A 16,708-nucleotide genomic window follows, 5' to 3' on the forward strand; every position below is an offset into this window, starting at 1 on the left:
TTCCCCCCCCCCCCCCCCCCCCCCGCCGCACTACCGGGGTGTCGAATCCGGGTGCGTCAGATCTTGCCTACGAGGTCCAGCGACGGGGCGAGGGTGTCGTCGCCCTCTTCCCACTTGGCCGGGCAGACCTCGCCCGGGTGCGACCGGACGTACTGGGCGGCCTTGACCTTGCGGACGAGTTCGGCGGCGTTGCGGCCGATGCCCTCCGCGGTGACCTCGGTGAACTGGATGATGCCGTCCGGGTCGACGAGGAAGGTGCCGCGGTCGGCCAGGCCCTCGTTCTCACGCAGCACCTCGAAGTTGGTGCTGATCTGCAGGGTCGGGTCGCCGATCATGGCGTACTTGATCTTGCCGATGGTCTCGGACGAGTCGTGCCACGCCTTGTGCGTGAAGTGGGTGTCGGTGGAGACCGAGAAGACCTCGACGCCGAGCTTCTGCAGCTCCTCGTAGTGGTCGGCCAGGTCGCCGAGCTCCGTCGGGCAGACGAAGGTGAAGTCGGCCGGGTAGAAGAAGAAGATCGCCCACTTGCCCTTGATGTCCTCGTCGGACACGGAGACGAAGCCGCCCTCCTGGTAGGCGGTCGCGGAGAAGGGCTTGATCTGCTTGTTGATCAGGGCCACGTTGAACCTCTGTTCGGTCGATATGGGTTTCTGACGTTGTGAACACTAACGACTTTCGATAGATAATGCCAATCGACCGGTCCGATTCGATTGATAGTCTGCATCTATCGGTATGATTGGTCGCGCCCGTCACCGCACCATGAAGACGGCGAGAGTCGTTCTCTCCGCTGCCGAGCGGAGCCGGTGCGGCACGAGGCTCAGCCCGCCTGCAGGAACGGGTAGTCGGTGTAGCCCTCGGCGCCCGGCGAATAGAACAACGCCGGCCGCAGCTCGTTCTCCGGGTGCTCGCCGTGCCAGCGCTCGACCAGATCGGGATTGGCGATGAGCGCCCGGCCCACCGCCACGGCGTCGGCATGGGCGGCCTCGATCAGCTGCACCGCCTCCGCACGGGTGGTCGGGGACGCGAAGCCGCTGTTGGCGATCAGCCTGCCGCCGAACCGCCGGCGCAGCTCCTGCACCAGCTCACCGGCCGGGTCCTCGTGCAGCACGGACAGGTAGGCCAGATTCAGCGGGCGCACCTGCTCGAGCAGGGTGCCGTAGGTGGCCAGGACGTCGTCCCGGTCGGTTTCGTAGGCGTCCTGGATGTTGTGCTCCGGAGAGATCCGAAGCCCGACCCGGCCGGCACCGACGGCCGATGCCACCGCCGTGACCACCTCCACGACGAAGCGAGCCCGGTTCTCCGGCGAGCCGCCGTACTCGTCGGCGCGCTGATTGGCGGCCGGGGAGAGGAATTCGTGCAGCAGGTAGCCGTTGGCGCCGTGGATCTCCACGCCGTCCAGCCCGGCCTCGATCGCCCGGCGGGCCGCGGCGACGAAGTCCCCGATGATCGCCCGCGCCTCCTCGGTGGTCAGCGCGTGCGGCACCGGGTACGGCTGCTTGCCCTTCTCCGTGTGCCCCACACCGTCGATCGCGATCGCGCTCGGGGCGACGACCCGCCGGCCGCCGTTCACGTCGGGGTGCGTGACCCGGCCGCCGTGCATCACCTGCAGCACGATGCGGCCGCCGCGGTCGTGCACCGCCTCGGCCACCCGCCGCCAGCCGGCGACCTGCTCGCCGGTGACGATCCCCGGCTGGCCGACGAAGGCCTGCGATTCGTGGTTCAGATAGGTGCCCTCGGCGATGATCAGCCCGGCACTCGCTCGCTGCCGGTAGTGCTCGACCACCAGGTCTCCGGGGACGCCGGAGGAGCCGGACCGCAGCCGGGTCAGTGGGGCCATGACAACGCGATTGGCGAGTTCGAGGTCTCCGAGGGTGACGGGTGTGAACAAATCCATGTCGGGCGCAACCGGGCTGGCGTACCCGCGATTCCCGAACGTGAGCGACTGCGACCGGCGTCACGTCCACCGCGACGGTTGTGCCGGGTCATGCTGCGCGCGAAGATGGTCCGATGACCGGCCACGTCGAGGTCCGGGCGTACGCCGAGCTGAACGACTTCGTGGCGCCCGAGTCGCGGGGCATCGCGGTGCGGCGGCCGTTCCGTGCCCATCAGACGGTCAAGGACGTCGTCGAGGCGATGGGCATACCGCACACCGAGGTCGATCTGATCGTGGTCGACGGCGAGCCGGTGGATTTCGCGTACCGGCCGCACTCGGGCGCCCGCATAGCGGTCTATCCCTTGTTCGAGGCGCTCGACATCGAGCCGATCACCCGGCTGCGCCCGGTTCCCCTGCGTGACCCCCGGTTCGTGGTCGACGTCAACCTGGGCCGGCTGGCGCGCCTGCTCCGGTTGCTGGGGTTCGACGTGATCTGGACGTCCGACATGGACGACGCGGAACTGGCGCGGATCGGGCATGCGGATCAGCGGATCCTGCTGACCCGCGACCGGGGACTGCTCGAGCGCCGGGAGATCACCCACGGGCTGTTCGTGCACGCCGACCGTCCGCTCGAGCAGATCGTCGAGGTCGTCCGCCGGCTCGATCTCGCGGCGCGGTTCGCCCCGCTCACCCGGTGCCTGCGCTGCAACGGCCGGCTCGTCCCGGTGCCCAAGGGCGAGGTGCTCGATCAGCTCGAGCCGCTCACCCGCCGCTTCTACGACGAGTTCGCCCGGTGCACGGACTGCGGCCGCATCTACTGGGCCGGGTCGCATCACCGGAAGCTGGTCGCTCTCGTGCGGGAGATCGCGGCGGAGGTCTGACGCCGTCAGATGCGCAACCCGACCTCGACGATCGCCTGCGCGACGGCGCGCACCGGAGCCTGATGGCGGCGCGCGTAGGCGCGGATCAGCTCGAACGCCGCGGCCGGCGTGACGCCGCGGGCCTGGGCGGTGATGCCCTTGGCCTGCTCGACGACGATGCGGGCGTCGAGCGCGGTCTGCAGCTGCGCGGAGAGCTGCTCCTGCTGGCGCAGCTTGTCGGAGTTGACGATGTAACCGGTGGCCATGTCGGCGAACACCTGCGCGGCGGCGAGCTCGTCGTCGGCCCATTCCCGGTGCGCGCGGCAGTAGAGGTCCAGGGCGCCGACCTTGACCTCGCCGAGCTGCATCGGGACGCCGGCGACGGCGGCGATCTCCAGCCGCCGCGCCTCGGCGGCGAATTCCGGCCACAGATCGTCGCGGCGGCGGACATCCGGGACGGCGATGGTCTCGCCGTGCGCGAAGGCGTGCGCGCACGGTCCGGCGGCGAATCGTTCCTGGCACCGCTCCATCGCCTCGATCCGTTCGCCGGCGGCGGTGACGAACCGGAGCCGGCCGTCGACGTGCAGAGTCACTCCCGATCCCGACAGATCGAGCACGGTGGTCACCTTGCGGACGACTGCGTCGAGGGCGGCGTCGACCTCGTACGGGGTGAGGAGGCGCTGCGCGAACTTCGACAGCGCGGCGACGAATTCCGTGTGCCGGTAGGCCATCACCACCCCCTGTACCGCGCGGACGGGCCCAGTTTCCGTCGTCTGTACCGGAGTGTTCCCCGAAACGCCGAGATAATGCCGCGAAAGCCCGGATCCGGTTCGCTCGACGTCGCCGAGTGGCGTCGAGCGGCCGGATCCCTAGGATTCGATCACGCGATCCGGGCGCCGCAAGGGCGCGGGCGACGGAGAAGGAGGCAGCGCGATGACCGACGAAGCCGGCGCTCGGGACGTCCCCGTCCCGAGACCCGAGTTCCGGTCCAGCTACCGCCACGGCTTCCTGCGGGTCGCGGCCTGCGCGACGCCGACGACGATCGTCGATCCGGCGGCGAACGCGGCGGCGGTGCTGCGGGCCGCCCGGGTCTGCCATGACGACGGGGTCGGACTGGCGGTGTTTCCCGAGCTGACGTTGACCGGGTACTCGGTCGAGGACCTGTCGATGCAGGACACCGTGCTGGAGGCGGCCGAGCGGGCACTGGCGGAGATCGTCGCCGGCTCGGCCGGCCTGCTGCCCGTCCTGCTGGTGGGTCTGCCGCTGCGGCACCGGCACCGGATCTACAACGCTGTCGCGGTCGTGCACCGCGGCCGGGTCCTGGGGGTCGCCCCCAAGTCGTATCTGCCGACGTATCGGGAGTTCTACGAGCGCCGGCAGATCGCGCCGGGGGACGATGCGAGCGGCACGGTCCGGGTCGCCGGTCAGGAAGCACCGTTCGGTCCCGATCTGCTGTTCGAGGCCACCGACGTTCCCGGCCTGGTGCTCCACGTGGAGATCTGCGAGGACATGTGGGTCCCCATCCCGCCCAGCGCGGAGGCAGCCCTGGCCGGCGCGACGGTGCTGGCGAACCTGTCGGGCAGCCCGATCACCGTCGGCCGCGCCGAGGACCGTCACCTGCTGGCTCGTTCGGCGTCGTCGCGGTGCCTGGCCGCCTACGTGTACTGCGCGGCGGGATCGGGGGAGTCCACCACCGACCTGTCCTGGGACGGGCAGGCGATGGTGTACGAGAACGGGATGCTGCTCGCCGAGACCGAGCGGTTCCCGCGCGGCGAACAGCACGCGGTGGCCGACGTCGACCTCGAACTGCTGCGCAACGAGCGCACCCGCATGGGCACCTTCGACGACAACCGGCGTCATCACGCGGCCCGCCTCGACGCGTTCCGCCGCATCGCGTTCTCCCTCGCACCTCCGCTCACCGACATCGGGCTGCGGCGCCGGGTGGAGCGATACCCCTTCGTGCCGTCCGATCCGGCCCGGCTCGAGCACGACTGCTACGAGGCGTACAACATCCAGGTCGCCGGGCTCGAGCAGCGTCTGCGTGCGCTGAGTGGTCCGAAACGGGGCGGTCCGAAGGTCGTGATCGGCGTGTCGGGTGGACTGGACTCCACGCACGCGCTCATCGTCGCAGTCAAGGCGATGGACCGCCTCGGCCGTCCGCGCGAGGACGTGCTCGCCTTCACCCTCCCGGGGTTCGCGACGAGCGACCGGACCCGGGAGAACGCCCGCCGGCTGTGCCACTCCCTCGGGGTGACGCTCGAGGAAATCGACATCACCCGTGCCGCGCGCGTGATGCTGGAGGACCTGGGTCACCCGTTTGCGCGCGGGGAGCGGGTCTACGACATCACGTTCGAGAACATCCAGGCCGGGCTGCGCACCGACTATCTGTTCCGGGCCGCGAACCAGCGCGGCGGCCTGGTGCTCGGGACGGGCGACCTGTCGGAGATCGCGCTGGGCTGGTCGACGTACGGCGTCGGGGACCAGATGTCGCACTACAACGTCAACGCCGGGGTGCCGAAGACGCTCATCCAGCATCTGATCCGCTGGGTCGTCTCGTCCGGGCAGTTCGACGACGAGGTCGGCGCCACCCTCGAGGCCGTGCTGGGCACCGAGATCAGTCCCGAGCTCGTCCCCGTCGAGGTGGGGGAGACGCCGCAGAGCACCCAGGCCACGATCGGTCCCTACGACCTGCACGACTTCTTCCTGTTCCAGGTGCTGCGCTTCGGGTTCCGGCCGTCGAAGATCGCCTACCTCGCATGGCAGGCCTGGCACGAGGCCGGTGCCGGGGACTGGCCGTCCGGCCATCCCGGGCACGCCCGCCGCGAGTACGACCTTCCCGATATCCGGCGGTGGCTGGGTGTGTTCGTCCAGCGGTTCTTCGCCTTCAGCCAGTTCAAGCGGTCCGCGATGCCGAACGGGCCGAAGGTCGCCGCCGGTGGGTCCCTCTCACCGCGCGGGGACTGGCGTGCGCCCTCCGACGCGTCCGCGCGCATCTGGCTCGACGAACTCGACCGGGAGGTGCCGGAGGACCGGGGCGGGTCAGGTGCCGAGGAATTCCGTCAGCGGTGAGACGGCTCGTCGCCCGCGCATCGCCACCGAGATGCCGTCGAGGATGTGCTCGAGGACAGCCGCCGACGTGGCGAAGTTGATCCGCACGAATCCCGCTGCCGCGCTTCCGAAGGGTGTGCCGCCGTCGACCAGCACCCGGCCGAGGTCCCGGATCCGGCGGATCGGATCGTCGACGGGTGCGGCCGAGACATCGACCCAGCTGAGGTAGGTGGCTTCCGGCAGATGGTGGCGGGCTTCCGGCAAGTGCTCGCGCAGGACCGTGTCGACACGTCGCCGGTTGCGGTCGAGCACTCGGAGCAGCGTGTCCTGCCAGCTCTGGCAGCGTTGCCATGCGGCCAGTGTGCCGAGCACCGCCGGGGTCGAGACGGTTCCGTACAGGTCGGGCGGTTCGCCGTCCCGCACGGCGAGCAACTGCTTCGACCCGTAGTGCGCGACGGCGCAGCGCAGTCCGGCGATGTTGAACGCCTTTCCGGCCGACGTGATGGTGATCGTCCGAGCTGCCGCGTCCGGACTGATCGACGCGAACGGGATGTGCCGGTGCGGCGCGTAGATCAGCTCCGCATGAATCTCGTCGCTGATCACGAGAAGGTCGAACTCGACGGCCAGTTCGGCAATGCGGGTGAGTTCGGAACGGGTGTGGACGCGTCCGGTCGGGTTGTGCGGATCGACCAGGACGAGCACTTTCGGGCGCGTGGCGGCGAGCGACGCCCTGAGCGCATCGAAGTCGAGCCGCCACCCGTCCTGTGTGTCGGCGAACGGGAATTCGACCGTCCTGCGGCCCATGGCCGCGATGGTGGCCAGGAACGGCGGGTAGTTCGGAGTCTGAATCACGACGGCGTCGCCGCGCTCGGTGTGCAGGTGCAGGATCAGTTGCAGGGCCTGGATGAGATCGGTCTGCTCCCGGACGTCGGCGGGGTCGATCGTCCATCCGTATCGGGACTGCATCCGCCGGGCGAACTCCGCACGCAGCGGGGTACCGCCGAGCCAATCGGGGTAGCCGAGTTCTCCCGACCGGGCCGACTCGCACAGCGCGTCCCGGATCTCGGGGGCGATCGGGAAGTCCATGTCGGCCACCCAGGCCGGCAGGGCGCCCGCGCGGACGGCACGTGCCCACTTGACGCCGGTGCGACGGACGAGATCGCCGACCTCGATATCGTCGAATCCGGGATGCCGGGCTGCCGACGCGGGTGGCAATCCGGTCATCGGACGGCCCCGGAACGGGGGTCCCCCCGGGGCGCCGACCGCGGCGCTCCACATCCGGACGGCGTCGCTCCTTGTCGGGTGGCCGAGCAGTCCATGCAGTGAGTGTGCCCGTGCCGCGTACCGGACGGAAGCGAACCCGAAATCCGATCCGCCCTCGGCCGCAGCTGCCGTTGACTCCGCGAGTGGTCGATCGAAGCGCGAAAGCGCCTGCCTGCCGTGCCGGCTGCTGCCACCCGACCACTGGACCGGGCGGGCCTGTGTCCCCGTCGCGCTGCACCTGGCAAGGGGTGTGGTTGACGACGCCTGCGTGGTGGGTGGAGCCTGACGACATGGCGAGGCGGTTGCCGGAGTGGGAGTTGCTGGTACCCGGGGAGGGGCCGTATGTCGGCACGATCCGGATCGAGGACGAGGCGGGGCGGCCGGTGCCGATCGTCGGCGGGGCTGCGGTGGGGGCGTGCGCGTGGCGGGCGAAGTGTCTGCATTGTGACTGGCTGGGCAGCACGGCGGTGCGGGTCGGTTCGGGCGAGGCGTTGCGTCCGGGGCGCCTGACGCGGGAAAAGCTCGAGGAGCAGTGGGTGCGGCACATCTATCGGGTGTCGGCGAAGGCGGCAGTGCTCGATGCGCTCGAGCAGCTCGACCGGTTGGCGGCCGAACAGCAGGCCTTGACCGAAGTGGTGGACGAGGGGGTACGGCGCCTGCGCGCCGAGGGTGCCTCGTGGGCGCAGGTGGGGGAGCTGGTGGGGATGACGCGTCAGTCGGCGTGGGAGCACTGGGCGGACTCGTCGGCGGCGCGCCGGCACCGCCGATGACGGTTGAAGGGTGCGCGCGCCGTTATCGGGGCTGTCAGCCCCTCCTGACCACTGACGTTGATGTGGCGGTGTGAACAGTGGAGATCTGCGCAACGGTGAAGTGCCGGTCGGTGCCGGGGCGCTCGATTTCGTCCAGGGCGGCCACGGCGAGGTCCTCGGCGGTGATGCGTGAGGTGCCGTCCGGCTCGGTGAGCAGGGTGGTGGTTCCCCGACGGTACGTGCCGGTGCGGGTTCCGGGTTCGAGGATCGCGGGCGGGCTGAGGTAGGTCCAGCGGTGGTTCGGGTGCTGGGCGCAGGTGCGGAGTTGGGTGGCGCTGGCGTCGGCGATCGCTCGCCATTCGGTCGGCACATAGTTCGGATCGTCGATGACCAACACGTCGCCCTTGTGAGGTGAGCGTAAGGGCCCGGCCCCGCCGATGACGAGTAGACGGGCCCCGGCCCGGCCTGCCGCGTCCAGAACCGCGGTGGTCAGCGGTGCGATCGTCTGCTCCTGGCCGGGAGCGGCACGGACGGCGAGGATCGCGGCGTGGGCGTCGGCGAGTGCGGCATCGAGTTGCCCCGGTGCGCCGGCATCGACGGCGAGGGGAGTGACGGCGGGGTCCGGGTGCGTGCCGGGGTGCCGGGCGGCGGCGGTGACGCGGTGCCCGCGGGCGGCGGCTTCGGTGACGAGGCGCGAGCCGACCATGCCGGTGGCGCCGATGACGGTGATGTTCACGACGGAAGTCCTTTCCTCGTACGGGGAGGAGGGATGACCTGTCCGGCGCCCAGCGCTGCGAGGGCGAGCGCGAAGCCGACAAGTTGGAGTGCGCTGAGGGTTTCGCCTGCCACGAAGACGCCGAGGACGGCGGCCACGAGTGGGGAGAGCAGCCCGAGCAGAGCCGTCGCGGTGACCGGCAGGGTGCGTAGGCCGTTGAACCAGAGGGAATAGGCGAGAAGCCCCCCGACGATGCCGAGCCAGAGGTAGCCCGCCACGGCGGGGGCGCCGATTCGGCTGGGAATCCCCTCGAGCAGCAGCGTCGGGGCCAGCAGCATCAGGCCGCCGGCGGTGAGTTGCCAACCTGCGAAGCCGATCGCGCTGACTTCCTCGGGCCGGCCCCACCGTTTGGTGAGAACGACGCCGAGTCCCATCGCAGCGGCACCGGCCAGACCGGCGATGATGCCGACGGGGTCGAACAACGCTCCGGGGCCCAGCACCACCAGCCCCACCCCGATCACGCCGATGACGCCCCAGCTCAGGCGCCAGCGCGAGAGGCGTTCGGACAGAACGATCACGGCGAGGACGGCGACGATGATCGGCTGGGTCGCCCCGAGAGTGGCGGCCACTCCGCCGGGCAGTCGTTCCGCGGCGAGGAACAGCAGCGGGAAGAACAGGCCGATGTTCAAGGCGCCCAGCACCGCGGCCTTCCACCACCAGGCCCCGCGCGGAAGCGTGCGGGAGAGCAGGAGGCCGAGTACGCCTGCGGGCAGAGCGCGCATGAGCGCGGCGAACAGGGGGTGGTCAGGCGGTAGCAGTTCGGTGGTGACGAGGTAGGTCGTGCCCCACACCGCCGGGGCCACGGCGGTCGCCGCGGTGAGCGCCGCACGATTCGTCACCGGGCCGGGCGACGTGGGCGGAGAAGTGGTCGTCGTAGTCACCCCACCACTGTCGTGCCCGGCCGGTTGATGAGTCCAACACATGCTTTTCATCACAACGATCGCGATGCACGATAGATGGATGGAGTTGCAGCAACTGCGGTACGTGCTCGCCGTGGCCGAGAAGAAGAATTTCACCCGAGCGGCCGAGCAGTGCTTTGTCGTCCAGTCGGCGCTCAGTCACCAGATCAAGGCGCTCGAACGAGAGCTGGGCGTACCGCTGTTCGCCCGGACCAGCCGTCGGGTCGAGCTCACTGATGCCGGGGCGGCGTTCCTGCCCGCGGCGCGGGCGAGTCTGGAGGCCGCCGAGCGTGCCGCCGCCGACGCGGCCGCGACCGTAGGGCAGATTCGTGGCCCGTTGACGATCGGTGTTATCCCCACCGTGACCGCCATCGACATTCCCGCTGCGCTGGGCGAGTTCCACCGCGCTCACCCGGCGGTGAGCATCGCGCTTCGAAACGGCGGCAGCGACGAACTCATGACCGCGATCCGCGCGGGCGACGTCGACATCGCCGTGCTGGGCCTGCCTGACGCGACCACCCCACACCGTGTCCGGTCCATCGAGTTGGCCCGCGAACGTCTCGTTGCCGTACTCGCCGCTGATCATCGACTGTCGGGGCGGCGCCGTCTGCGCCTGCGCGATCTGGCAGATGAGACCTTCGCGGATTTTCCTGCCGGGACTCAGGGGCGCGCCCAGAGCGACCTGGCCTTCGATGCTGCCGAACTCCGGCGCGAGGTGACCTTCGAATCGATGTCTACCGATCTGATCCTCGACCTCGTGAAACAGCGCCTCGCCGTCGCGCTCCTGCCCCCCGCATTCGTCCCCTCGAACCCGAACCTGGTCAAGGTGCCCGTCAGCGACGGGCCGACCCGAGTCGAATATCTCGCCTGGAGCGACTTCAACCCCGCGCCCGCCGCGGTGGCATTCCTGGACGCATTGCACGCTCAAATGGCATCGAATTAACTGAATTCCAACCTATTCCGATGCGACCATTGCCACGCGGTGCGGCGCCTCACGCCGCGCCCCACATTGCTCTGCCATACAGCCTCGATTCTGTAACTGCGTCAGGAGCGATGACCACACCTGTTCTGCAGGACGAGGTGACTGAGGTCGATGCCGTGGGAGAGTGGGAGGAAGTTCACGAACGCTACGCCGAGCGTTTCGCGATCGACCCGACGCCGAGACGGCGCTTCCTGGCGGCTCAGCGTGTCGGCAAATGATGATCCAGCAAGCCTCGATCCACCGACTCACCGTGATTGAAGGCTGATTCGGCATACGGTGGCGGATCCGACATGCAGATATGAATGAACTTCCGACCTGGGTGTCGGAGTGTCCACTGGGTTTGTTTCGGTCGCCCCGTCTCTGGCCGGGTTGTCAGGTGTCTATCTGATTTGGTGGTCCGCAGACTCGGGTGAACAGTTCGGTCCATGACCAGGCGTGCGGCAACGCAGGGCGATCCACGGGAGCGTTTGCGGAGGCGTTGGGCGACGATCGCAGGTGCGGCCTGCTGGGTGGCGACAGCGTCGAGTTGGCGGATGTTCCCGAAGGTGAACGCCCGCAGGAACGAACCCGATGTCGAGGGCGCATAGGGTCGGTCGAACCCCTTGCCGATCCCCCGTGCCGCAGCAGCGCCATGTCATCGATGCTGTCAGCGCCGGCGATCATGCCCGCGACCAGCGAGGTCACCTAGCGGCCCGCGTTCGCGCCCGTATCCGTGGCCACGGAAAGAGGGTCATCGCCCAGGGTCCGTAACCCGGCATCCTGGGCGGCGTCACCAACGGGATCAGTCCAGCACACGAGACCGGATTCGAGTCGTCGAAGGACGCATCGGTCACCGGACGAGTTGTCGACAGCTGCACGGACGAGCCTCTCGAATCGACGCAATGCTGATACGGCCGGGCCGGGTTTTCGGAAGTGCCGGACTACGGTGCGGATGCCGCGACGTGCTCCGAACACGTCAGCACGACGGGCGCGCCGTCGGTGATGGCGATGGTGTGTTCGCTGTGAGCGGTACGAGATCCGTCGGCTGAGCGGATGGTCCACCCATCATCGTCGTAGATGATCTTGTCGGTGCTGCGGGCGAACCAGGGTTCGAGTGCAAGGGTCAATCCGGGCTGCAGCTCGAGACCGCGTCCCGCACGTCCCATGTTGGGGACGTGTGGGTCTTCGTGCATGGTGCGCCCGATTCCGTGGCCACCGAACTCGGCGTTGACCGAGTACCCATAGTCGGCGGCCACGGCGCCGATCGCAGCGGAGATGTCGCCCAAGCGGTTGCCGGGCAGCGCTGCGGCAATCCCTGCCGCCAAGGCACGTTCGGTGGCTTCGATGAGGCGCTCGTCCTCGGCTCGCGGGGCACCGACGATCAAACTCCGCGCCGAATCGGCGACCCACCCCTCGATCGACACCGCGATATCCATGCTCAGCAGGTCCGCGTCACGCAGCTCATAGTCATGCGGCAGCCCATGCAGCACAGCGTCGTTGACCGACAGGCAGATGACGTTGCGGAACGGACCTCGCCCGAATGACGGCGCGTAATCCCAGTAGCACGATTGGGCACCGCGTTCGGCGATCAGCTGGCGGGCACGGTGTTCGAGGTCGAGTAGGTTCGCCCCTGGCTGGGCCCGGTAGGCGAGGTCGTCGAGCAGCTCGGCGATGAACGCGCCGGTGACGCGCATCGCTTCGATCTCTCGAGGTGTCTTCAGTTCCAGCACAGCAATTCCTCTCCACCCGGCCTGATGGCCGGTATTAAAATACCACCATAGTTGATTGGCCGGTATTTTCATACCGCTTTCGAGTAGGTCGGTGACCTGTTGCGTCTCCCGCCCAACTCGCGGCCGGTCAGCGCCTGGGTGCATACCTGCGCCAAGTTCGAGGCGATCGCCGAGGTGGCCCAGGAGGCGGCGATCGCACCGGAGACTCTGCGCAGAATCGAGACCGGCCGGATGCCGACTCCGGCATTTACGACCATTGCAGCATCGGCCAGCGCCCTCACAGTGCCCCTCGACGACCTTGCGCATATCTGCCTTGCTCGCGCTGACCTCCAGGAGAGCGGCTGACGCAGACTTGCACTGAAGCCGTGCGCGGAGCACGGCCTGGATTGCGATTGTCGATTACGCCATTGCCTCGGCGGTCTCGAAGCGACGCCTGAAGCGTGCATCAGCGAGATGCACACAGGTATCACGCCACGACATTTGCCGCTGTCGGCGCGGAAGACCGTCGTTCGTGCCGACGTTCGCCGCGGGACTCATCGGCAGGTGGCCGATGAGTCCCGCGGGCCGGGGTCATGGCCCAATTCCGTGGGTTCAGTTGATCACTGCGGTGGCCTCGACCTCTATGAGGAGTTCGGGTTCGGCGAGTGCTGCGACACCAATGCCCGTGAGCGGAGGCAGTGGAGTAGCAATTCCTAGCTTTGCGGATGCCCGGGTAACGCCTTCCACGAACTGACCCATCTTGTCGGGGGCCCAGTCGACGAGGTAAACGGTCAGTTTCACGACGTCGTCGAAGGATGCCCCGGCTGCGGCCAGGGCGGTGGCGACGTTGAGATAGCACTGTTCAGCCTGAGTGGTGAGATCTCCGACGCCCACGATGGCACCGTCGACATCGACCGAGACTTGGCCTGCCATGAAGATCAGCTTCGATCCGGTGGCTATCGACAACTGCCGGTATAGATCGACCTCCGGCAGTCCTTCCGGATTCACGAGATTGATGGACATTTGTACTCCTTGGTGGATGAGACGCCGGGACGTTCGCTACGTCCCTGTGGGGTGCGTACCCGAGGAATTAACTTCTCTGACGGTTCATAACAGCCCATGGATATGTATGTGTACGGGGACCGGTCGCGGGGCTGTGGCTACGAATATGTCAGTCCTCCGTCGACCGGGATGATCGCGCCGGTGACGTAGTCGCTGAGGTCGCTCGAGAGGAACTCGATGACTCCAGCGCAGTCCTCCGGCGTACCGTATCGGCCAAGCGGAACATCATCGAGGAGCTGTGCGTCTCCCATTGCGCTCAGTATTGGAGCGAGCCGTCCGGTCGAGATGTATCCAGGAGCAACGCAATTCACTGTGACTCCGAACGGGCCCAGATCGCGCGCCAGATACTGGGTGTACTTGGCGACCGCAGCCTTCGCGGCGCCGTAGTGGGCATAACCTCCGTTGTCTTCGATCCGATGGCCCGCCTGGCTGCCGACGGTGACGATCTTGCCTGATCGCTGCTCCTTCATCGGTACGGCGACGGCTTGGCAGGTGTGGATCGTGCCGGTGAGGTTGCGCGCGAGGACGACGTCGACGAGATCCTTCTCGACAATGGATGCGCGCGTCTCCTCAGGCGATCCGACACCACCGCCCGCGTTGCAGATCGCGATATCGAGTCGGCCCCATTCACCCACGATCTGTTGAACTGCCTCGTTCAAGGTCGTCGCATCGGTGACGTCCGCCTGGAAACCTAGTGCGCGCATCCCGATTTCGCGAATCTCATCGACCACCGTGTCTCCGCGCATCGATGCTGCCTCGAGTTGGTAGTCCTTGTACGAGTGCAGATCGAAGTCCACCACTGCGACGTCAGCCCCGCGTTTCGCGAGCCTGAGTGCGTAGGCGCGGCCAATTCCACGTGCCGCCCCGGTGACCAGCGCGACCTTCCCACGTAAGGGCAGGTTGTCCGTCATTGTCGAAATCTCCTCAGGTTCATTGATCGATCTGGCCGAGTCGGTCCGGTGTGACGTAGGAGCCTCGGCATTGGTTCCCGGTGCTCACACGATGTCTTGCAACGGAACTCCTTTGGTCTCCCTCCAGGTTGAGACAACGGCCATGCCGATGAGGCAGAGCACGATGATGTACACGTTGAACGCCCAGCCAATCTCCTCGCCGTAGAGCCATTGGTTCAGGTACGGGGCCGTTCCACCGAAAATCGCAACCGCAAGCGATAGTGCGAAGCCGAGCATCCGGGTGCGGTACCGCGTGGGCAGTAGTTCGGATAGGACCGCGGGCTTTGATCCTGCGACGAGGGCGATGAAGACCAAGGCGATCGACTGGGCGACGAAGAGGGTCCACGGTTCGTCGGTGATCATGCCCATGAGTGGAAAGATGCCGATGATGAACGCGCCATAGAAGAGGAGGGTGACCGGTTTGCGCCCCCATTTGTCGGCCAGGAACCCGCCGATCGGGATGGCGGCAATGTAGATGAGTTGCGCAAAAACGCTCGCCAAGAACGCGCTTGCGGCGTTCATGTCGTGATACGTGATCGCGAAAACGGCGGCGAACGATGTCCACGTGTAGTAGACGACATTGGTGCCGCCCTCGTACAGCATCAGTTTGAGTCCGCGGAGGACGAGGGTCCGGCGGGGTAGCTTCGGGGTCTCGGTGGCCGTGGTCCCGTCCTCGGCCCCGGCGATTTGTTCCTCGTATACTTCGCTCTCCATCATCCCGCGGCGAAGGAACAAGGCGAACACGGCGAGGCCGGCGCCGAGGAAGAACGGGATGCGCCACCCCCACCGGTCGGCGTCCGCGGCGGGCAGCGCTGCGGAGATTCCAGCTCCTAGAGCAGTGGCACACAGAGTGCCGACGGAGACAGATAGGAACACAGCGCTCGACCAGAGTCCGCGGTGCCGGGGAGGGGCGATCTCGGATACGTATGCGTAGGAGGCGGCCGTCTCTCCGCCGTGCGCAAGACCCTGCATGAGGCGGGCCACTACGAGGATCAGCGAGGCAAGTCCGCCGATGGCGGCGTAGCTCGGTGTGACGGCAATCAGCAGGCTTCCCGCCGCCATCAACAGCATCGTCGTGATCATCGTCGTACGACGACCAACTCGGTCTGCGAGGGTGCCGAACAGAATTCCGCCCAGCGGGCGGAACGCGAAGCCCACAGCGAAAACTGCGAGCGTGCTGAGGAGAGCCGACGTCGGGTCGGAGGGGTCGAAAAGAGCGTTCGCGATGAACGGCGAAAACACCGCGTAGATGGTCCAGTCGAACCATTCCAGGAGGTTGCCGACACTGCTCGCGATAAGCGAGCGTCGACGTACCTGCGTTGTGGCGCCGGCCTCCTTCGAGGGCACGGTCAGAGTTGAATTCTCCATTGACGACTCGTCTCGGTTGTGATTTGTCTATATCTTTCGGTGCACGTACCGACGAAGCCCCCATCGGCATGGTCGGCAAGCTCGTCGCGCGACACAAAGGCGCGTCGAACTCGAACGCCTCTTGCCGGGATGGTCGGCGACCGGTGGGGTTCCAGCTTCCGCAGCCGCGAGCGCGTCAAGGTCACCATCGACGATCACGCTGGTGGGCGTCATTTGCAGGCCGCGACCTTCGTGAACAGCGCGTCGTGCTCCGCGTACTGAATATCCGAAGGCGCCACCATTGCGGCGCCACCCCCACGGAAGGGGTGCGTCAGGCCACGAAGAGGTCCTTGACAAGAGGCATGCCCGGCACCACTTCGTACTTGCGGAAGTCGGTGCTCCCACGCTGCCGCAAGAGATCTTCGTCGATGAAGAAGTTGCCGGTGAGTTCGGAGCTGGGACTGGTCACGATTGCATGCGCGGCATCGGACATAATCTCTGTGGTGCGGCACCCGGCGGCCTCGACGCCGATGACAGAACTCGCGGCGGTTTCGATCATTGTCTGTGGCCACAAGGCGTTGACGGCGATGCCACGATCACGGAACTCCGCCGCCAGTCCGAGCACGGTCATGCTCATCGCATACTTCGACATCGTGTATGCGCAGTGAGCGGCAAACCACTTCGGATTCAGCTCCAGCGGTGGCGACAAGGTCAGAATGTGGGGGTTCGTGCTCCTCGCCAGGTGCGGCAAGCACGCTTGCGAGACCGCGAATGTGCCTCGCACGTTGATGTCGAAGACGAGGTCGAATCGGCTCATGGGCGTCGAGGGTGTTTGCTCGAGGAATATCGCACTCGCGTTGTTGACGAGCACGTCGATCCCACCGAACGTGGCAGCCGCCTTGTCTACGGCGGCGGCGATCTGGTCGTCGTTGCGAACGTCGACCACTAGTGGCAGCGCGCGGCCACCCGCGGTAACGATCTCGTCTGCAACCGAGTGGATCGTGCCGGGCAACTTGGGGTGCGGTGTGTCCGTCTTTGCAGCGATGACGATGTTGGCGCCATCAGCCGCCGCGCGGAGCGCGATCGCGCGCCCGATGCCGCGGCTGCCGCCGGTGATGAATACTGTTCTGTCTCTGAGCGTTGTCATGGAATCTCCCCGCTGAGCGGCGTCGATGAATTATTGATAGAGCGTGGGTGTACACCCGGCGCTTT

The 16,708-nt window shown here is 67.3% G+C and carries 16 protein-coding genes and 2 pseudogenes; 6 read left to right on the forward strand and 12 right to left on the reverse strand.

What is annotated here, in order from left to right; translation table 11 throughout:
* Positions 1-56 precede the first annotated feature (56 nt).
* Together ahpC and ACWPOB_RS01765 are read right to left on the reverse strand one after the other, a co-directional pair.
* Positions 57-620: an alkyl hydroperoxide reductase subunit C gene (gene ahpC, locus ACWPOB_RS01760; RefSeq protein ID WP_050034622.1), complete on the reverse strand. Its 564-nt coding sequence runs from the start codon at positions 618-620 to the stop codon at positions 57-59.
* A gap of 197 nt (positions 621-817) precedes the next feature.
* Entirely contained in the window at positions 818-1,894 is a 1,077-nt protein-coding gene (locus ACWPOB_RS01765) for an alkene reductase (RefSeq protein WP_100055447.1), read from the reverse strand.
* A gap of 113 nt (positions 1,895-2,007) precedes the next feature.
* On the opposite strand from ACWPOB_RS01765, the gene ACWPOB_RS01770 reads away from it, so the two are divergent.
* Positions 2,008-2,754 carry a Mut7-C RNAse domain-containing protein gene (locus ACWPOB_RS01770; protein WP_100055446.1) on the forward strand — a complete coding sequence of 249 codons (747 nt, stop codon included), beginning with the start codon at positions 2,008-2,010 and terminating at the stop codon, positions 2,752-2,754.
* A 5-nt stretch (positions 2,755-2,759) separates the two neighbouring features.
* Here the strand turns inward: ACWPOB_RS01770 and ACWPOB_RS01775 are convergent, their stop codons facing one another.
* Complete coding sequence (locus tag ACWPOB_RS01775; protein ID WP_455399713.1) at positions 2,760-3,464, reverse strand: ANTAR domain-containing protein; 705 nt, start codon at positions 3,462-3,464, stop codon at positions 2,760-2,762.
* Positions 3,465-3,666: 202 nt separating this feature from the next.
* Here ACWPOB_RS01775 and ACWPOB_RS01780 point away from each other — a divergent pair, with 202 nt between their 5' ends.
* Positions 3,667-5,802 (forward strand): NAD(+) synthase, encoded by a 2,136-nt coding sequence (locus ACWPOB_RS01780; protein ID WP_455399714.1) that lies wholly within the window; start codon positions 3,667-3,669, stop codon positions 5,800-5,802.
* On the opposite strand, the gene ACWPOB_RS01785 is transcribed toward ACWPOB_RS01780, so the two are convergent.
* Positions 5,773-7,005 carry a MalY/PatB family protein gene (locus ACWPOB_RS01785; RefSeq protein ID WP_455399715.1) on the reverse strand — a complete coding sequence of 411 codons (1,233 nt, stop codon included), beginning with the start codon at positions 7,003-7,005 and terminating at the stop codon, positions 5,773-5,775. The two genes, ACWPOB_RS01780 and ACWPOB_RS01785, sit on opposite strands and share 30 nt — an antisense overlap.
* 329 nt (positions 7,006-7,334) lie before the next feature.
* Between ACWPOB_RS01785 and ACWPOB_RS01790 the strand changes: the two genes are divergently transcribed.
* On the forward strand, positions 7,335-7,814 hold the full coding sequence (locus ACWPOB_RS01790; protein ID WP_455399716.1) for a hypothetical protein: 480 nt from the start codon (positions 7,335-7,337) through the stop codon (positions 7,812-7,814).
* 34 nt (positions 7,815-7,848) lie between these two features.
* Here the strand turns inward: ACWPOB_RS01790 and ACWPOB_RS01795 are convergent, their stop codons facing one another.
* Together ACWPOB_RS01795 and ACWPOB_RS01800 are read right to left on the reverse strand one after the other, a co-directional pair.
* Positions 7,849-8,529 (reverse strand): NAD(P)-dependent oxidoreductase, encoded by a 681-nt coding sequence (locus ACWPOB_RS01795; protein ID WP_455399717.1) that lies wholly within the window; start codon positions 8,527-8,529, stop codon positions 7,849-7,851.
* A complete protein-coding gene (locus tag ACWPOB_RS01800) occupies positions 8,526-9,491 on the reverse strand; it encodes an EamA family transporter (protein ID WP_455399718.1) in 966 nt (321 codons plus the stop codon). The genes ACWPOB_RS01795 and ACWPOB_RS01800 overlap by 4 nt, the downstream gene beginning before the upstream one ends.
* 37 nt (positions 9,492-9,528) lie before the next feature.
* On the opposite strand from ACWPOB_RS01800, the gene ACWPOB_RS01805 reads away from it, so the two are divergent.
* Both ACWPOB_RS01805 and ACWPOB_RS01810 read left to right on the forward strand, forming a co-directional pair.
* Positions 9,529-10,410, forward strand: coding sequence for a LysR substrate-binding domain-containing protein (locus ACWPOB_RS01805; protein ID WP_455399897.1), 882 nt, complete (start codon positions 9,529-9,531; stop codon positions 10,408-10,410).
* Between the two features lie 110 nt (positions 10,411-10,520).
* Positions 10,521-10,667 carry a hypothetical protein gene (locus tag ACWPOB_RS01810; RefSeq protein ID WP_455399719.1) on the forward strand — a complete coding sequence of 49 codons (147 nt, stop codon included), beginning with the start codon at positions 10,521-10,523 and terminating at the stop codon, positions 10,665-10,667.
* 203 nt (positions 10,668-10,870) lie between these two features.
* Here the strand turns inward: ACWPOB_RS01810 and ACWPOB_RS01815 are convergent.
* Together ACWPOB_RS01815 and map are read right to left on the reverse strand one after the other, a co-directional pair.
* Positions 10,871-11,306 (reverse strand): annotated as a pseudogene (locus tag ACWPOB_RS01815) (IS1380 family transposase); the annotation flags it as partial.
* A 63-nt stretch (positions 11,307-11,369) separates the two neighbouring features.
* Positions 11,370-12,158, reverse strand: a complete 789-nt coding sequence (gene map / locus ACWPOB_RS01820) for a type I methionyl aminopeptidase (protein ID WP_455399720.1) — start codon at positions 12,156-12,158, stop codon at positions 11,370-11,372.
* Positions 12,159-12,292: 134 nt separating this feature from the next.
* On the opposite strand from map, the pseudogene ACWPOB_RS01825 reads away from it, so the two are divergent.
* A pseudogene (locus tag ACWPOB_RS01825) lies at positions 12,293-12,503 on the forward strand (helix-turn-helix domain-containing protein).
* Between the two features lie 246 nt (positions 12,504-12,749).
* On the opposite strand, the gene ACWPOB_RS01830 reads toward ACWPOB_RS01825, so the two are convergent.
* From ACWPOB_RS01830 to ACWPOB_RS01845, 4 genes are all read right to left on the reverse strand, one after another.
* Positions 12,750-13,160 (reverse strand): RidA family protein, encoded by a 411-nt coding sequence (locus ACWPOB_RS01830; protein ID WP_100055441.1) that lies wholly within the window; start codon positions 13,158-13,160, stop codon positions 12,750-12,752.
* Between the two features lie 137 nt (positions 13,161-13,297).
* Positions 13,298-14,110, reverse strand: a complete 813-nt coding sequence (locus ACWPOB_RS01835; protein WP_455399721.1) for an SDR family NAD(P)-dependent oxidoreductase — start codon at positions 14,108-14,110, stop codon at positions 13,298-13,300.
* Positions 14,111-14,194: 84 nt separating this feature from the next.
* Positions 14,195-15,517 (reverse strand): MFS transporter, encoded by a 1,323-nt coding sequence (locus tag ACWPOB_RS01840; RefSeq protein WP_455399722.1) that lies wholly within the window; start codon positions 15,515-15,517, stop codon positions 14,195-14,197.
* A 310-nt stretch (positions 15,518-15,827) separates the two neighbouring features.
* Complete coding sequence (locus ACWPOB_RS01845; RefSeq protein WP_455399723.1) at positions 15,828-16,643, reverse strand: SDR family oxidoreductase; 816 nt, start codon at positions 16,641-16,643, stop codon at positions 15,828-15,830.
* Positions 16,644-16,708: the final 65 nt, after the last annotated feature.

It is taken from the genome of Rhodococcus sp. 2H158 (assembly GCF_053764755.1).

What these genes read in the sequence shown, in the direction of transcription:
- ACWPOB_RS01805 (WP_455399897.1), top strand. Translation starts at nt 9,529, where the DNA reads ATGGAGTTGCAGCAACTGCGGTACGTGCTCGCCGTGGCCGAGAAGAAG.
- ACWPOB_RS01800 (WP_455399718.1), bottom strand. Translation starts at nt 9,491, where the DNA reads ATGTGTTGGACTCATCAACCGGCCGGGCACGACAGTGGTGGGGTGACT.
- ACWPOB_RS01785 (WP_455399715.1), bottom strand. Translation starts at nt 7,005, where the DNA reads ATGACCGGATTGCCACCCGCGTCGGCAGCCCGGCATCCCGGATTCGAC.
- ACWPOB_RS01835 (WP_455399721.1), bottom strand. Translation starts at nt 14,110, where the DNA reads ATGACGGACAACCTGCCCTTACGTGGGAAGGTCGCGCTGGTCACCGGG.
- ACWPOB_RS01845 (WP_455399723.1), bottom strand. Translation starts at nt 16,643, where the DNA reads ATGACAACGCTCAGAGACAGAACAGTATTCATCACCGGCGGCAGCCGC.
- ACWPOB_RS01790 (WP_455399716.1), top strand. Translation starts at nt 7,335, where the DNA reads ATGGCGAGGCGGTTGCCGGAGTGGGAGTTGCTGGTACCCGGGGAGGGG.
- ACWPOB_RS01775 (WP_455399713.1), bottom strand. Translation starts at nt 3,464, where the DNA reads ATGGCCTACCGGCACACGGAATTCGTCGCCGCGCTGTCGAAGTTCGCG.
- ACWPOB_RS01810 (WP_455399719.1), top strand. Translation starts at nt 10,521, where the DNA reads ATGACCACACCTGTTCTGCAGGACGAGGTGACTGAGGTCGATGCCGTG.
- ACWPOB_RS01840 (WP_455399722.1), bottom strand. Translation starts at nt 15,517, where the DNA reads ATGGAGAATTCAACTCTGACCGTGCCCTCGAAGGAGGCCGGCGCCACA.
- ACWPOB_RS01830 (WP_100055441.1), bottom strand. Translation starts at nt 13,160, where the DNA reads ATGTCCATCAATCTCGTGAATCCGGAAGGACTGCCGGAGGTCGATCTA.
- ACWPOB_RS01765 (WP_100055447.1), bottom strand. Translation starts at nt 1,894, where the DNA reads ATGGATTTGTTCACACCCGTCACCCTCGGAGACCTCGAACTCGCCAAT.
- ACWPOB_RS01770 (WP_100055446.1), top strand. Translation starts at nt 2,008, where the DNA reads ATGACCGGCCACGTCGAGGTCCGGGCGTACGCCGAGCTGAACGACTTC.
- ACWPOB_RS01780 (WP_455399714.1), top strand. Translation starts at nt 3,667, where the DNA reads ATGACCGACGAAGCCGGCGCTCGGGACGTCCCCGTCCCGAGACCCGAG.